This is a genomic window from Massilia horti, from assembly GCF_004614195.1.
Taxonomy (GTDB): domain Bacteria; phylum Pseudomonadota; class Gammaproteobacteria; order Burkholderiales; family Burkholderiaceae_D; genus Telluria; species Telluria horti.
This window is the reverse complement of record NZ_SPUM01000132.1, coordinates 84543-100855: the sequence shown is the minus strand read 5'-3', so window position 1 is coordinate 100855 and position 16313 is coordinate 84543. Positions and strand designations below refer to the sequence as shown.

The 16313-nt window shown below is 63.8% G+C and carries 8 protein-coding genes; 5 read left to right on the top strand and 3 right to left on the bottom strand.

What is annotated here, in order from left to right:
• Positions 1–9: 9 nt before the first annotated feature.
• Positions 10–4029: a phosphoribosylformylglycinamidine synthase gene (gene purL / locus E4O92_RS20115; RefSeq protein ID WP_135191438.1), complete on the bottom strand. Its 4020-nt coding sequence runs from the start codon at positions 4027–4029 to the stop codon at positions 10–12.
• A 184-nt stretch (positions 4030–4213) separates the two neighbouring features.
• On the opposite strand from purL, the gene E4O92_RS20110 reads away from it, so the two are divergent.
• Both E4O92_RS20110 and E4O92_RS20105 read left to right on the top strand, forming a co-directional pair.
• Positions 4214–5851: a tetratricopeptide repeat-containing response regulator gene (locus tag E4O92_RS20110; protein ID WP_307721757.1), complete on the top strand. Its 1638-nt coding sequence runs from the start codon at positions 4214–4216 to the stop codon at positions 5849–5851.
• Positions 5852–6264: 413 nt separating this feature from the next.
• Entirely contained in the window at positions 6265–8427 is a 2163-nt protein-coding gene (locus E4O92_RS20105; protein WP_135191437.1) for a hypothetical protein, read from the top strand.
• Between the two features lie 77 nt (positions 8428–8504).
• Here E4O92_RS20105 and E4O92_RS20100 read toward each other — a convergent pair whose 3' ends face one another.
• On the bottom strand, positions 8505–12107 hold the full coding sequence (locus E4O92_RS20100; protein ID WP_135191436.1) for a hydantoinase B/oxoprolinase family protein: 3603 nt from the start codon (positions 12105–12107) through the stop codon (positions 8505–8507).
• A gap of 111 nt (positions 12108–12218) precedes the next feature.
• Between E4O92_RS20100 and E4O92_RS20095 the strand changes: the two genes are divergently transcribed.
• Positions 12219–13733: an NAD(P)H-hydrate dehydratase gene (locus tag E4O92_RS20095; RefSeq protein WP_135191435.1), complete on the top strand. Its 1515-nt coding sequence runs from the start codon at positions 12219–12221 to the stop codon at positions 13731–13733.
• A gap of 123 nt (positions 13734–13856) precedes the next feature.
• Here E4O92_RS20095 and E4O92_RS20090 read toward each other — a convergent pair whose 3' ends face one another.
• Positions 13857–14573 (bottom strand): ABC transporter ATP-binding protein, encoded by a 717-nt coding sequence (locus tag E4O92_RS20090; protein WP_135191434.1) that lies wholly within the window; start codon positions 14571–14573, stop codon positions 13857–13859.
• Here E4O92_RS20090 and E4O92_RS20085 point away from each other — a divergent pair.
• Positions 14572–15201: an arylesterase gene (locus tag E4O92_RS20085; protein WP_135191433.1), complete on the top strand. Its 630-nt coding sequence runs from the start codon at positions 14572–14574 to the stop codon at positions 15199–15201. The two genes, E4O92_RS20090 and E4O92_RS20085, sit on opposite strands and share 2 nt — an antisense overlap.
• Positions 15198–16256 (top strand): tRNA 2-selenouridine(34) synthase MnmH, encoded by a 1059-nt coding sequence (gene mnmH, locus E4O92_RS20080; RefSeq protein ID WP_135191432.1) that lies wholly within the window; start codon positions 15198–15200, stop codon positions 16254–16256. Before E4O92_RS20085 ends, mnmH begins: the two co-directional genes overlap by 4 nt.
• The last annotated feature ends 57 nt before the right edge of the window (positions 16257–16313 follow it).

Below are 16313 nucleotides of genomic sequence, written 5' to 3'. Positions count from 1 at the left end.
TCAGCAACCTTAGCCAACCCACTTGCGCGCATTGCGGAACATGCGCATCCACGGACCGTCCTCGCCCCAACCTTCCGGCGCCCACGAATGCTGCACGGTGCGGAACACGCGCTCGGCGTGCGGCATCATCACGGTAAAGCGGCCGTCCGGCGTGGTCACCGCGGTCAGCCCCTGCGGCGAACCGTTCGGATTGAACGGATACGCTTCGGTCGCCTGGCCGCGATTGTCGATATAGCGCAGCGTGCCGATCGCAGCATGAATGTCGCCGGTCTGCGAAAAGTCCGCAAAGCCTTCCCCGTGCGCGATCGCGATCGGCGCCTGCGTCCCAGCCATTCCCGCGAAGAAGATCGACGGCGAGTCGATCACCTCGACCATGCCCAGACGCGCTTCGAACTGCTCTGACTTGTTGCGCGTGAACTTGGGCCAGGCGTGCGCGCCGGGGATGATCGATTTCAGGTTGCTCATCATCTGGCAGCCATTGCACACGCCCAGACCGAAGGTGTCCTTGCGCGCGAAGAAGCGCGCAAACTGCTCGGCCAGCGCGCTGTGGAACAGGATCGTCTTGGCCCAGCCTTCGCCCGCGCCCAGCACGTCGCCATACGAGAAGCCGCCCACGGCGATAATGCCGTGAAAGTCATCCAGCTTGGCCCTGCCTGCTATCAGATCGCTCATGTGCACGTCCACCGCACTGAAGCCCGCCTGGTGCATCACCCACGCGGTCTCCACGTGCGAGTTGACGCCCTGCTCGCGCAGGATCGCCACGCGCGGACGCACACCCGTCGCCAGGAACGGCGCGGCCACATTCTCGCTCGGGTCGAAGGTCAGCTTCGGCGTCATGCCCGGCTCGTTATCGTCGAGCAGGCGGTCGTATTCCATGTCGGCGCAGGCCGGATTGTCGCGCAGGCGCGCAATGCGCCAGCTGGTTTCGCTCCAAAGCCGGTGCAGCTCGCTGCGCTTCTTGCTGTAGATGACCTTGGCGTCGCGCGTGAATTCAATCACGCCACGATCGTTGACCTTGCCGATGATGTGGCTCGCCGCGCCCAGGTTAAACGAGCGCAGCACGTCCATCACTGCCCTCTTGTCCTCGGCACGCACCTGGATCACTACGCCCAACTCCTCGGCGAACAGCGCGCGCAGGGTCAGGTCGTTGCGGCGCTCGCCAACTTGCGTCGCCCAGTTCTTGGCGTCGCCCCAGTCGCTCGCGTACTCGCCTTCCATCGTCAGAATGTCAAGGTTGACCGACACGCCGGCACGGCCGGCAAAGGCCATTTCGCACAGGGTTGCGTACAGGCCGCCGTCCGAACGGTCATGGTAGGCCAGCAGCTTGCCTTCGTTGTTCAGCTGCTGGATCGCGCCAAAGAAGGCCCGCAGGTCCTCGGCCGAATCGACGTCCGGCACTGCGTCTCCCAGTTGCTGGGTCACCTGCGCCAGCGCCGAGCCGCCCAGGCGGTTCTTGCCACGGCCAAGGTCGATCAGCACCAGCGCGGTTTCGCCGGCATCGACGCGCAATTGCGGCGTGAGCGACTTGCGCACGTCCGGAACGGGCGCGAATGCCGAGACGATCAGCGATACCGGCGACATCACCGACTTGGCCTCATCGCCGTCCTGCCAGGTGGTGCGCATCGACAGCGAGTCTTTGCCGACCGGGATGCTGATGCCCAGCGCCGGGCACAATTCCATGCCCACGGTCTTGACGGTGTCGAACAGCGCCGCGTCCTGCCCCGGCTGGCCGCAGGCCGCCATCCAGTTGGCGGACAGCTTGATGTCCGAGATGTGCGCGATCGGCGCGGCTGCGATGTTGGTGATCGCCTCGCCCACCGCCATGCGGCCCGAAGCCGCGGCATCGATCACCGCCAGCGGCGTGCGCTCGCCCATCGTCATCGCTTCGCCGACGTAGCCGTCAAAGCTCATCGCAGTCACGGCGCAGTCGGCCACCGGCACCTGCCACGGCCCCACCATCTGGTCGCGCACGCTCATGCCGCCCACAGTGCGGTCGCCAATCGTGATCAGGAACGACTTGTCGCCCACCGTCGGCAGCAGCAGCACGCGGCGCGCCACTTCTTCCAGTTCCAGGCCGGTCACGTCCACCGCCGGGAAGCCGTGTTTGACGTGCTCGACGTTGCGCTGCATCTTCGGCGGTTTGCCGAGCAGGACTTCCATCGGCATGTCGACCGGGTAGTTATCGCCCACCTCATCGAACACGCGCAGCTGGCGTTCTTCGGTCGCCACGCCCACCGCCGCAAACGGGCAGCGTTCGCGCTCGCACAGTGCCGCGAATTTTTCGAGGTTATCCGGTGCGATCGCGAGCACATAGCGCTCCTGCGACTCGTTACTCCAGATCTCCTTGGGCGACATGCCGCTCTCTTCGAGCTGAATCTTGCGCAGGTCGAACACGGCACCGCGGTTGGCGTCGTTGGTGATCTCCGGGAAGGCATTCGACAGGCCGCCGGCGCCCACGTCGTGGATCGAGATAATCGGGTTGTCCGTGCCCATCGCCCAGCAGGCGTTGATCACTTCCTGCGCACGGCGTTCCATCTCGGGATTGCCGCGCTGGACAGAGTCGAAGTCCAGGTCCGCCGTGTTGGTGCCGGTGGCCATCGACGATGCGGCGCTGCCTCCCATACCGATGCGCATGCCGGGACCGCCCAATTGGATCAGCAGGCTGCCGACCGGGATGTCGTTCTTGTGGGTGTGCTCGGCCTTGATATTGCCGATGCCGCCGGCGATCATGATCGGCTTGTGGTAGCCGTACACGTTGCCAGCGACGTTCTGCTCGTACGTGCGGAAGTAGCCGCCCAGGACCGGGCGCCCGAACTCGTTCGAGAAGGCGGCGCCGCCGATCGGTCCATCGATCATGATCTGCAGCGGCGAAGCGATGCGCTCCGGTTTGCCGTACACGCCGGCATCCTGCTGCGCCCCGGCGGTCACGTCGGCGCGGTTTTCCCACGGCTGGTGCGCGCCGGGCAGCATCAGGTTCGAGACCGTAAAGCCGGTCAGGCCCGCCTTCGGCTTGGCGCCGCGGCCAGTCGCCCCTTCGTCGCGGATTTCGCCGCCGGCGCCGGTGGAGGCGCCCGGGAACGGCGAGATCGCGGTCGGGTGGTTGTGCGTCTCCACCTTCATCAGCGTGTGGGTCAGTTCATGCGACGCCGCGTATTCCTGGCTGTCGCCGCGCGGGTAGAAGCGCGTCACCGCGCTGCCTTCCATGATGGCCGAGTTGTCGCTGTACGCCACGATCGTGCCCTGCGGGTGCAGCTGGTGCGTATTTTTGATCATCTGGAACAGCGACTTGTCCTGCTTGACGCCGTCGATGATCCATTCCGCATTGAAGATCTTATGGCGGCAGTGTTCGCTGTTCGCCTGCGCGAACATCATCAGCTCGACGTCGGTCGGATTACGCTGGGCCTTGGTGAAGGCATCGAGCAGGTAATCGATCTCGTCTGGCGACATGGCCAGACCCAGCTCGGTGTTGGCCCGCACCAGCGCCCCCCTGCCCGCGCCCAGCACGTCAATCGATTCCAACGGCTTTCCTTCCAGTTCGGTGAACAGCGCCGCCGCGTCGTCGGCGTTGCGCAGCACGGTCTCGGTCATGCGGTCGTGCAGCAGCGCCGCCACCGCCTCTACCTCGGCGTCCTGCAGGCGCTTGGGCGCGCCGAGGCTGCTGCCCAAAATGCCCGATTTGAGCACCACCTTGTAAGCCACGCCGCGCTCGATGCGGTGAATGTGCGCCATGCCGCAGTTGTGCGCGATATCGGTCGCCTTCGACGCCCAGGGCGAAATCGTGCCCAGGCGCGGGATCACGAAGAACTCTTCCGTGACGCCCTCGTACTGGACCGCCGGGGCGGGCTCGCCATAGGTCAGCATCGCGCTCAGGGCTGCGGTGTCGTCGGTCGACAACGGCGCGGATGCATCGATGAAGTGGTAGAACCTGGCTTCGATTCCGGCAATCGACGGGGCGACCGCTTGCAGTTGGTTCAGGAGGCGTTGGCTACGAAATACGGACAGGGCGTTGGAACCCGGCAGAATCAACATGGCTTGGTAGTCGGTTGATGCAGCGTGGCTGCGGGTGAAAGATAGCCCGCTATTATACAGTGTCACCCCATTCACAGCCGGCCACACTGGCGGCGATGGTTGCCGTTTGCATAACTAACCGGTATTGTAGTGTTTCTAGAGAAAGCTGGGCGCGCGTTAGCCAACGATGCCAGCGGCGCCGGAGATGAATAATATGCAAGAAAACAGCAACCTGTCAGTGCTGGTGGTCGACCCGAACCCGGGGATGCGCGGCAGTCTGCAGGCCATGCTCAACCAGGTGGGCATCAGCAAGATCGAATACGCGGTCAATTCAAGCACCGCGATGCGGCAGCTGATGCGCAAATCCTACGACGTCATCCTGTGCGAGTACGACCTGGGCAGCAGCTCGGGCGATGGCCAGGACGGCCAGCAGTTGCTCGAGGACCTGCGCCACCACAGGCTGATCGGCATGTGGACCATCTTCATCATGCTCACCTCCGAGGCCGTCTACAGCAAAGTCGTCAGCGCCGCCGAGCTCACGCCCACCGACTACATCCTCAAGCCGTTCACTGTCGATATGCTAAGCGGGCGCATCACGCGTGCGCTGGAGCGGCGCAAGGTGTTCCTGCCAACCTACCAACTCATCGGCCAGGGCAACCTGCGCGAGGCGATCCGCAGCTGCGAGCAAGCGGAGCAAGCCCAGCCGCGCTACGCGACCGAATTTGCCCGGCTGCGCGCCGAGCTGCATCTGGAACTGAAAGAGCATGAGCAGGCCGAAGCGCTGTACCGCACCGTGCTCGAGACGCGGCCGCTGGGCTGGGCCAGCCTGGGCCTGGCGCGGAGCATGCAGGCGCAAGGCCGCATCGACGAGGCGCGCGACATGCTTGAAAGGCTGGTCCTGGTCAACCCGCGCCTGATGGCCGCCTACGACCTGCTCGCGCGCTGCCACGAAGCCGCAGGCGATCTCACACAATCCCAGAAAGTGCTGGAAGAGGCGGTGGGCATCTCGCCGCACATGGTGCGCCGCCTGCGCAAGCTTGGCGAAGTCGCACTCGAAGCGGGCGACGTGAACGCTGCCGAGAGGTCGTTCAAGCAGGTGGTGTCCAAGGCGCGCTATTCCGAATTTCGCGATCCCGAGGACCACGTCAGGCTGGTCAGGACGCTGGTGAAGAAAGGCGATGCGACACAGGCGGCCGGCATCGTGCGGGACCTGGATCGCAGCATGCGGGGCAATGCGAACGTCGATGCATGCAAGGCGATTTCGAACTCCCTGCTTCACGAACTGGCCGGCAACAAGGCAGCGATGGTCGCGGATTTGCACGCCGCGGTGGGCGCGGTGCGCTCCAGCAGCGGGCTGTCGGCTGGCCTGAAGATCGACCTGGCGCAATCGTGCCTGGCCAACCAGCTCGACCAGCAGGCATCGGAGGTGATGCTGGCGGTGATGAACGACACCGAAAGCGGCGTCTCGGCGCAGCAGGCGATGGCGGTTTTCGTCAAGGCCGGGCGGGACGACCTGGCCGAAGGCATGGGCCGGCAGCTCAAGGCACAGGCGCAGGTGCTGCTGGGCGTGGCCGACGAAAAACGCAATATGGGCGACGTCCGCGGCGCGGTGCAGACGCTGCTCGAAGCGCTGCATATCGCGCCGAAGAACCTGCAGGTGATGATCGCGGTGGTGGGCGGAATTCTGCGGCAGATAAACGAGATGGGGTGGGATCATCCGCTTGCGGAGCTGTGCGCGGCGCAACTGGAAAACATCAGGTCCGTCGATGCAGGTCATCCACGACTGGCCGCGCTGGAGGACGAATTCACCGGGGCGAAGCGCAAGTACGGTATTTCTGCGTAGGCACCGGCAGGGCCAGCGATGCCATTTCTCCCCCGTAGGGAGCGCGGGGCCGCCGAGGACCTGTGCGCACGCGGATTTGGCGGACCTATAACGCCTTTTTATACAGGCGACCGGTGAGCACACGCGCTTAACGCTTAGGCGACCTATCCGTTCACCGCCACCGGGATGCGAACGTTGACCGCGTGCGCACGGGTGCGCACCCTACGATCTCCGTTGGCCGCTGGTATCACGCTTTCCCGAATCCACCTCCATCCGCGGTCTCGATTACGAAAATGTCACCCGCAGGTGCGCACGTGCTTTTCTCAACCTTTGTCAATACAGAAAGCTTGATATAGATCAAAGGTTCTTCGTACGGTTCCCCTATATTGCCTATTTGATATTTCTATCAATAAATGTTTTAGGGGAGGCGCACGATGTTTACCGAAAAATCAATCGAACTCCGCGTCACATTTGTCGATCTGGGATGCAATGAACAACCTCCGCAGTTCGGCGCGTATCAACTCGATGACGCCGGACGCCCAATCAGGAAGATCGGCGCTTACGACGGAAAAGTATTCAGGATCGAACCCGCTAATGTACAGCTGTTTGCCCTCGGACCGAATGTCGACGACCTCAGTTCCCTGCAAGCGGACAACCTGATCACCTATCGTCTGCCTCAAAAAATCGACGAGTGGCGCAATGGAGCGGTCCTGGCACGTGACATCTGGTCGCGCTTCATTCCTCTGTTCACCTGCGTCACGGGAACCGTCCGCAAATGTCGCCCCTGGTACTGGCAACTGTTCGACGATATTCGGCTAGCTCCCGCACTTAGCTTGATGCAATCGACTCGCATCAAGCCGATCACGGCGGAGGTGAACCAACATATCGTGTTTCCTTTCGGTTGCCTGCCAGTGTGCGACGGGATGGTCGAGGTCTATGAGCGGGAATGCTGCTGCCCGTATATCCCCATCCCCATCCTGCTGGACCGGCTGCGCGAGATCCTCCGGCATCTTCCGATCCCGCTGCCAGATCCCATTCCCACTGGGCCCGACCCGACGCCGATCACGGCGCGCATGGTCCAGACCCAGGCGAGCACACTGCAGGCACGTGCGGCCCAGCTCGACTTTTCCGCCATCCCGCCCGAGAACCTGCATACCGATTACCTTGCGTTGCGCACCATGTCGAACGAAATGGCGACGCAATATGTGCAGCAACGGACATATCTGTGGCCCCTGTTCTGTCAGTGCAGCGTGCGCAAGGTTGCACAGACGTCGATCCAGCCCGGCGGGCGATTCGATGTGTGTTTCCTTCGTCCTCCACGGCGTCCGAACTGCGTAATCACCTACGCCTACAAAGTCAAACAGATTATCAACGGAGTCCTCACCGTCGTGTATGACGGACTCGCGGCACATCAATACTTCGGCGCGTCTGAGCCCGCCAACATACGGACCTATAACCCTGTCGTGCGCACGTGTGCGGACGGTCCCGGCTACCCGCCACCGAATGACGGAGCACCTTTCGTCATGCTGGAATATGTCACTGGCCCTGGCACCAGACACTTCAATTTCCCCGTGCAGAAGGGCGAGAAGCAGGTTGACACCCTTGGAGCCAACCATGGAACCTACACCACTTCGTACGCGCCCGACTGCCCATGGGCAACCAGGCTCGGCTTACGCCTATGGTTCTCGCCCGACCTCGAACCCATCGCCACGTATTACCGGCTGACGGCTTACGCAGTCGACAGCGCCAGCGGATTAGCGGTCGGCGCACCGAACGTCCTCAAGGATTCGGTCACTTGGGACAAGTTCGTCACCGACCAGATTGTCGGCCCGGAAACACTCGGTCCGGTGTCGGTGGGCACCGAACAAAACCTGTTCCGGATTCCCTATTGGAATAATACTGACCACCGCTACCTCAGCGGGCAATTCCATCAGGTCTGGAATACCGCCTCGTCAAATTTCCCGGACGGCAAATACATGCTCATCATTGAGGTATTCGACAAGTCCGGCAATCGCATCAAGCCAACCGGTGCTCCCGGTGCCGGCACGCCTGCAAACTTCCAGTTCCGGCGCTGGCAATCGGCGATCGAAACCCAGTCGGTCCCGTTCGCCGACGTGGCGCATATCTTCTGGATCGACAATACGCCGGTCAGCGGCAAGATAGTCGACCTGCGCAAGGGCGGCATCGCCAATACCGGAGAGTGCCAATACATGAGCGGCCCCGGATCCACCACCTTTGCCATCGGTTTTAAGGCCTATCACGTTCACGGAGTCACCACCTATCCCACCAGCCCCGACGACGATTCGTTCATGGCAAGTTACTCGATCCACTGGCAACGGGGCCTCAATGGCAATACCGGCACCTTGGGACCGGCGGCGGGAGGCAATAACCATACCGATGTGGGCGAAGATGGCGTCCCGGTCTCCTCCGGCACCGAGACCTTTGCGAACATGCTGACGAGCATGGGAACAGTTCTACAACGATGCACATTCAGCGTGTCGCTATATGTGGCCGCCAAGCATTTTGATGGCTACGGCCGTATTAGCGCTTACGACTACCCGCAGACGGCCTCATTTGCATTGGAAATCACGGGCTAGCGTCGAAAGGGGAAACATGCCGCCTCGATGGCTTCGGCCATCAGGCGGCATGCGCTTTTGCAGTTCGGTTGCCCACCTTACCCGATGCGTCCATATCCACCACCACCCGGCGTTTCGATCACGAACATGTCACCCGCGGCCATCTCAACCTTGCCGATGTGGCCCAACTGTTCGCTACGTCCGTCCGCCCGCACCACCGTGTTCACCCCACGCGCCCCCGGTTCACCGCCCGCCATGCCGAACGGCGCGTAGATCCGGTTGTTCGACAGGATCGCCGCCGTCATCGGTTCCAGGAACCGCACCTTGCGCACACCACCATTCCCGCCGTGCCAGCGCCCCGCTCCGCCTGAACCGGCACGGATCTCGTAACTCTCCAGCCGAACCGGGAAGCGGAACTCGAGAATCTCCGGATCGGTCAGGCGTGAATTGGTCATATTCGTCTGCACCACGTCGGTCCCGTCAAATCCTTCGCCCGCGCCCGAGCCGCCCGAAATCGTCTCGTAGTACTGGTACTTCGCGTTCCCGAATGTGAAGTTGTTCATGGTTCCCTGGGACGCCGCCATCACGCCCAGCGCACCATAAAGCGCATTGGTGATGCAAGTCGAGGTCTCGACGTTCCCCGACACCACCGATGCCGGGTAATGCGGGTTGAGCATCGACCCCGGCGGAATAATCACTTTCAGCGGCTTCAGGCACCCGGCGTTGAGCGGAATCTCGTCGTCCACCAGCGTGCGGAACACGTACAGCACTGCCGCCATGCACACGGCCGACGGCGCGTTGAAGTTGTTCGGCAGCTGGCCGGATGTGCCGGTGAAGTCGATCTCGGCGTTGCGCGCTATCTGGTCGACGCGGATCGCAACTTCGATCTTGGCGCCGTTATCCAGCTCGTAGCAAAAGCTGCCGTCCTTGAGCGCAGTGATCACGCGCCGCACCGCTTCTTCGGCGTTGTCCTGCACGTGGCCCATGTAGGCCTGCACCACGTCCAGTCCGAAATGGCGGACCATCTTGCGCAGTTCCTCGACGCCTTTCTGGTTGGCCGCCACCTGCGCCCGCAGGTCCGCCATGTTCTGGTCTGGATTGCGTGCCGGGTAGCGCGCGCCGCACAGCAGCGCTCGTGTTTCCGCCTCGCGCAAGACGCCGTCAAGACCGTCGACCAGCTTGAAGTTATCGATCAGGACGCCCTCTTCCTCAACGTGCATTGAATCGGGCGGCATCGAACCAGGCGTGGTGCCGCCGATGTCCGCATGGTGCCCGCGCGAGCCGACATAGAACAGGATCTCTGCTCCAGCTTCATCGAATACCGGCGAAATCACCGTCACGTCGGGCAGGTGGGTGCCCCCGTTGTATGGATCGTTGAGCATGTAGACGTCGCCGGGACGCATCTTGCCGGCGTTTGCATGCATCACGGTCTTGATGCTCTCGCCCATCGAGCCAAGGTGTACCGGCATGTGCGGCGCGTTGGCAACCAGGTTGCCGTCCGCATCGAAGATCGCGCAGCTAAAGTCCAGCCGTTCCTTGATGTTCACCGAATATGCCGTGTTCTGCAGCCGCAGTCCCATCTGCTCTGCGATCGACATGAACAGGTTGTTGAAGATTTCGAGCATGACCGGATCGGCAGTGGTGCCGATCGCCCGCCGCTCCGGCAGTGGTTCGACGCGCGTCAGGACCAGGTGGCCGTGCGACGTCACCTGCGCCTGCCAGCCCGACTCCACGACGGTGGTCGCGTTCTTCTCCGCGATGATCGCCGGTCCATGGATCACGTCCCCGGGGCCGATGTCGTCCCGCTCGAATACCCGGGTTTCGCGCCACGCGCTTGCGCCGAACATGCGCACGATCTCGCTGGGCACTGGCGCTCCGGTTCGCTGCAGCGCCGCCACCGGCTGCTCCACCGGGGCGTCCGAACATCCCAGCGCTTCGACCGACACCGCCTCGGCAACCAGCGGCTTGGACGGCATCAGGAACGAGAAGCGCCGCTTGTAGGCAGCCTCGAACTGCGCCTTCATCGATTCGAGGCTGTCGAACAGCACCACCAGCGGCGAGTCGGTCCCTTCATATCGCAGGTGGACGCGACGGATCACGCTAATGCGCTCTGGCGCGACACCCTGGGCCAACAACTGGCCGCGCGCCTGATCAGCCAGATCTTCCAGCTCGCGGGCGAGCACGTCCTGGCCCACGTCGCCGAGCCGCTGCTCGATCGCCATCTCGCGCATTGCGCTCTGGTCCGCCAGGCCCATGCCATACGCGGACAGCACGCCGGCCAGGCTGTGGATGAACACGGTCTTCATGCCCAGCGCATCAGCCACCTTGCATGCGTGCTGTCCGCCCGCGCCGCCAAAGCTGGTCAGCGCGTATTCGGTCACGTCGTGGCCGCGCTGTACCGAAATCTGCTTGATCGCGTTAGCCATGTTCCCAACCGCGATTTCGATAAAACCTTCTGCCACCGCTTCAGGCGTCGGCGTGGCGCCCGTACACGTGCCGATACAGTCGGCCATTTCCGCGAACTTGTCGCGCACCACGTCGACATCAAGCGGCTGGTCGGCATTCGGCCCGAACAGGCGCGGGAAGTGCCGCGGCTGGATCTTGCCGAGCATGACGTTGGCGTCGGTGACCGTCAGCGGGCCGCCGCGGCGGTAGCTGGCCGGGCCGGGATTGGCGCCCGCGCTGTCGGGGCCAACGCGATAGCGGCTGCCATCGAAATGCAGGATCGAGCCGCCGCCCGCGGCAACCGTGTGAATGCTCATCATCGGAGCACGCATGCGCACACCAGCCACGCGGGTCTCGAACACTCGCTCGAATTCGCCCGAATAGTGCGATACATCGGTGGAGGTGCCACCCATGTCGAAACCGATCACGCGCTCGAACCCGGCGAGCTGGCTCGACCTGACCATGCCCACGATTCCGCCTGCAGGCCCGGACAGGATGCTGTCCTTGCCCTGGAATGCGCGCGCATCGGTCAGGCCGCCGTTGGACTGCATGAACTGCAGGTTCACCCCCGGCAGTTCGCCCGCCACCTGGTCCACATAGCGGCGCAGGATCGGCGACAGGTAGGCATCCACCACCGTCGTATCGCCACGCGCGACCAGCTTCATCATCGGGCTCACCTTGTGCGAGACCGATATCTGAGTAAAGCCGATTTCGCGGGCGATGCGCTCGGCAGCGGCTTCGTGCTCCGTGTAGCGATAGCTGTGCATGAAGACGATCGCGAGCGAGCGCAGCCCGGTATCGTATGCCGCCTGCAGCGCGGCGCGCGTAGCCGCTTCGTCGATAGGCCGCACGATGTCACCGTGTGCGCCGATGCGCTCGTCGATTTCGATCACATGCCCGTAAAGCAGTTCAGGCAGGACGATGTGGCGGTCGAACAGGCGCGGACGGTTCTGGTATGCGATGCGCAGGGCGTCGCGAAAGCCGCGGGTAATGGCCAGTACCGTCGGTTCGCCCTTGCGCTCAAGGAGCGCGTTGGTCGCCACCGTGGTGCCCATCTTTACGGCCGAGATATCCTGAACCGGGATCGGCGCATCCTGCTGCAGGCCGAGCAGATGGCGGATACCCGCGACGGCTGCATCACGGTACTGCTCCGGGTTCTCCGACAGCAGCTTGTGCGTGGTCAGCGTCCCATCCGGCCGCCGACCGACGATATCGGTAAAGGTGCCGCCGCGGTCGATCCAGAACTGCCAATCCATAATCATCTCCAAGCTCAGTCGGTCAAGCGCGTATTGTAGTCGCGCCGGGCCGCGATTTTGGCGAAAATGCACGCAACTGGCGCTGCCGCGCTTTTGCCTAAGAGAAGAACCATGGACAAATTTCTTTACACCGTAGACGAGATTCGCGCAATCGAGCGCGCGGCCACAGCCGCCCTGCCCCCTGGTACGCTGATGGAGCGAGCCGGCCAGGCGGCCGCCCGCTTCGCGCTCGAACTGATCGATGGCGCGCGCCACCAGCCGGTTCTGGTAATGGCCGGCCCCGGCAACAATGGCGGTGACGCTCTGGAGGTAGCGGCCAACCTGCGCGAGGCCGGTGTCGACGTCACCGTGCTGCACCTGGCAGCCGGCACGCCATCCTTCGAAACCGCGCGAGCCCTGCAGCGGGCCCGGGACAAGGGCGCGCGCTTTGTCGACGAACTGCCGCTGGGCGAGCGCTTCGCCCTCGCCGTCGACGGACTGTTCGGCATCGGCCTCACCCGGCCACTGGAAGGCGGCTGCCGCACACTGGCGCATGACCTGGATCGCTCAAGCTGCCCCGTGCTCGCGCTCGACGTGCCCAGTGGCCTGGATGCCGACACCGGCAACGTGGTTGGCGGCGCTACGGCGCACCGCGCGGTGGTGGCGACGCACACGATCACATTCATCGGCAACAAGCCCGGACTGTACACCTGTGACGGGCGCGACCACTCCGGCGAGGTGCGCGTCGACACGCTCGGGATCGAGCGCCAGCATTTCGTCCCTGCCCACGCCCAGTTGAATGCGCCGGAGCTGTTCGCCAATGACTTGCTCGGCTCGCGCCGCCCGCAAAATTCGCACAAGGGCAGCTTCGGCGACCTGGTGGTGCTTGGCGGAGCGCAGGGCATGGCCGGCGCGGCAATCCTCGCCGGGCGCAGCGCACTGTTCCTCGGTGCGGGCCGCGTGTTCGTCGCCGCGCTGGCGGCGCTTCCTCCTTACGACAGCATCAATCCGGAGCTGATGTTCCGTGATGCCGCAGGCTGCGAACTCAGGGCGCGTACGCTCGTCGCAGGACCCGGCCTCGGCGACCAGCCCGACGCGGCACGGCTGCTGACAAAAGCGCTCGACCAAGGCAACGCGATGGTGATCGATGCGGATGCGCTCAACCTGATCGCGGGCACACCCGACCTCCAGCAACGCCTGACGCAGCGCGTCGCGCCGACCGTGCTCACGCCGCACCCGCTGGAGGCGGCACGGCTGCTGGGCGTGACGAGCGCCATCGTTCAGGCCGACCGCCTGGAGGCTGCGCGTGAGCTGGCCGCGCGCTTTGACGCGACCATTGTGCTCAAGGGTTCGGGTACCGTCATCGCGACGCCGGGGGGCGACGTAGTCGTGAACGTTACGGGCAATCCGGGGCTGGCGACTGCTGGCACTGGCGATGTGCTGGCAGGTATTTGCGGCGCCCTGCTGGCGCAAGGCTGGGGCGAGCAGCAGGCGGCGTGGTGCGCCGCGTGGCTACACGGAGCGGCGGCGGATGCGCTGGTCTACGAAGGCGTCGGACCGATCGGCCTCTCCGCGGGCGAACTGCCGGCTGCGGCGCGGACCTTGTTTAATGCGATGGTCAGTGAGGCGAAGCCGCTACCTTTGTAATACTGCGTCGTACCGAAGGGCGTAGGGTGCGCACCAGTGCGCACGCGGTACGGTTGCGCAGAGTTTGCGTCCGCGTGCGCACGGGTGCGCACCCTACAGTCCTGCTGGCGCCCGTCGAGGAAATCAGACCAAGCGGCCCGCCGCAATCGTGATAGTGCGCCCGCAGCGCGCCGCGATCGACGGATCGTGCGTCACCAGCACCAAGGTCGACCCGCGTTCGCGATTGAGCTCGAACATCAGATTAATCACCGCTTCGCCGGTGGCCGCGTCGAGCGCGCCGGTCGGTTCGTCCGCGAACAGCAGCGGCGGCTCGGTGACGAACGCGCGCGCCAGCGCCACGCGCTGCTGCTCGCCGCCCGACAGGTATTTGGGATAGTGCTTGAGCCGGCTGGACAGCCCAACCCGCCCGAGCATGGCAGTGGCCTTGCCGCGCGCATCCGCGTCGCCGCGCAATTCGAGCGGCAGCATCACGTTCTCCAGCGCGTTCAGGTGCGCGAGCAGTTGAAACGACTGGAACACGAACCCGAGCTTGGCCTTGCGGAACGCTGCCCTGCCGTCTTCGTCGAGCGCAAAGATGTCCGTGCCGTCGAGGATGACTTTACCCGTGCTCGGGGTATCCAGACCCGCCAGCAGGCCAAGCAGCGTCGACTTGCCCGAGCCGGAGGCGCCGACCAACGCGAGCGTCTCAGCCGGTTGCACGGTAAAATCGATATTTTGCAAGATGGTGAGCTCGCCGCTGGCGTCCGCCACCGTCTTGGACAGCCCGGCCACTTCGATCGCGGGATGCTGTCCGCTGTTGCCGTTCACCACGCTTTTCGACGCCTCGGGAATATCACGCATGCTCGCTCTTCTGAAAAAATGGATGTTCGCCGCGCTGCTGATGCTGGCCGCTTCGGCGAGCGCCTATTCTGCACCAAAAACCGTGCTGGTGCTGGGTGACAGCCTGTCGGCCGAGTATGGACTGGCGCGCGGGAGCGGCTGGGTTGCCCTGCTGGAGCAAAAGCTCAAGACCGAGAAAATCGACGCCAAGGTGGTCAACGCGAGCATCAGCGGCGAAACCACCAGCGGCGGGCGCACTCGCTTGCCGGGCCTGCTCAGCCAGTACCATCCGGACGTGGTCGTCATTGAACTGGGCGCGAACGATGGTTTGCGCGGCCTGCCCGTCTCCGCCGCCGAGGACAACCTGCGCAGCATGATCTGGCAAGCGCAGCAAAACAAGGCCAAGGTACTGCTGATCGGTATGCGCATGCCGCCGAACTACGGGCGCGCCTATACGGAACGCTTTTATGGGATGTACAAGGAGCTGTCGACCCAGCTGAAGACGCCCCTGGTGCCCTTCATGCTCGAAGGTGTGGCGCAGGATGCGTCCATGTTCCAGGGCGACCGCATGCACCCGCTGGCGGCCGCCCATCCGGTCATCCTCAACAACATTTGGCCCAAGCTTTCAGAACTAATCAAAACACGATGAAATACCCCGCCGTACTGAGCTTTAACGAGATCCTGCCGCAGCTGGACCAATTCGACACCATCATCGACGCCCGCAGCGAATCGGAGTTCGCACTCGACCACATCCCCGGCGCGATCAACTGCCCGGTTCTCGATGACGAGGAGCGCATCCTGGTCGGCACGACCTACAAGCAGATTGGCGCGTTCGAAGCGAAAAAGATCGGCGCCCCGCTCGTGGCGCGCAACATCGCCCGCCATATCGAGGCACTGTTTGCGGATAAGCCGCGCGACTGGAAGCCGCTCGTGTATTGCTGGCGCGGCGGGAACCGCAGCGGCTCGATGGCGCACATCCTGGCCAAGGTCGGCTGGCCGGCAGTGCAGCTCGACGGCGGTTACAAGGCGTATCGCGCCTACGTGAACAGCGAACTGGAAAATCCCCCTGCGGTGAACTTCCGCGTGGTGTGCGGCACCACCGGCAGCGGCAAGAGCCGGCTGCTTGAAACGCTGGACGAGCTGGGCGCGCAGGTGCTCGATCTCGAAAAGCTGGCGGCGCATCGCGGCTCGGTGCTGGGCCACCTGCCGGGCGAACCACAACCGTCGCAAAAGATGTTCGAGAGCCGGATCTGGCAAAAGCTGCGGGGATTCGATCCGTCCAAACCGGTGTTCGTGGAATCGGAGAGCAAGAAGGTCGGCAACCTGCGCGTGCCGGGCGCGGTGATGGAGCGGATGCGCGCATCGCCCTGCATCTCGCTGACGTTGTCGCGCCCGAACCGGGTGCGCTTGCTGATGGAGGATTATCACCACTTTGTCGACGATCCGGCTGCGCTCACCGGCCAGTTGGATCACCTGGTGCAGCTGCACGGGCGCGCCAGGATCGACGCGTGGCACGAACTGGCCAACAGCGGCAACATGGCCGAGCTGGTGGACCAGCTGCTGGTGGAACACTACGACCCGGCTTACCAGCGCTCCATCGACCGCAATTTTGTCCAGTTCGGGCAGGCCGAAGTGCTGGAACTTGGCGATATCGATACCGAAGACTTTCTGGCCGCCGCGCGCCACCTGCACGGCGCCTCCTGACGAGCCGCGCGCCCCAGGCGCAAGTGTCAGTTGCACAGAATTAATGTTAGTATTCTG

Bases quoted from the DNA above. Each gene is read 5' to 3' on its own strand.
- E4O92_RS20090 (WP_135191434.1), bottom strand. From the start codon at position 14,573: ATGCGTGATATTCCCGAGGCGTCGAAAAGCGTGGTGAACGGCAACAGC.
- purL (WP_135191438.1), bottom strand. From the start codon at position 4,029: ATGTTGATTCTGCCGGGTTCCAACGCCCTGTCCGTATTTCGTAGCCAA.
- E4O92_RS20095 (WP_135191435.1), top strand. From the start codon at position 12,219: ATGGACAAATTTCTTTACACCGTAGACGAGATTCGCGCAATCGAGCGC.
- E4O92_RS20105 (WP_135191437.1), top strand. From the start codon at position 6,265: ATGTTTACCGAAAAATCAATCGAACTCCGCGTCACATTTGTCGATCTG.
- E4O92_RS20110 (WP_307721757.1), top strand. From the start codon at position 4,214: ATGAATAATATGCAAGAAAACAGCAACCTGTCAGTGCTGGTGGTCGAC.
- E4O92_RS20100 (WP_135191436.1), bottom strand. From the start codon at position 12,107: ATGGATTGGCAGTTCTGGATCGACCGCGGCGGCACCTTTACCGATATC.
- mnmH (WP_135191432.1), top strand. From the start codon at position 15,198: ATGAAATACCCCGCCGTACTGAGCTTTAACGAGATCCTGCCGCAGCTG.
- E4O92_RS20085 (WP_135191433.1), top strand. From the start codon at position 14,572: ATGCTCGCTCTTCTGAAAAAATGGATGTTCGCCGCGCTGCTGATGCTG.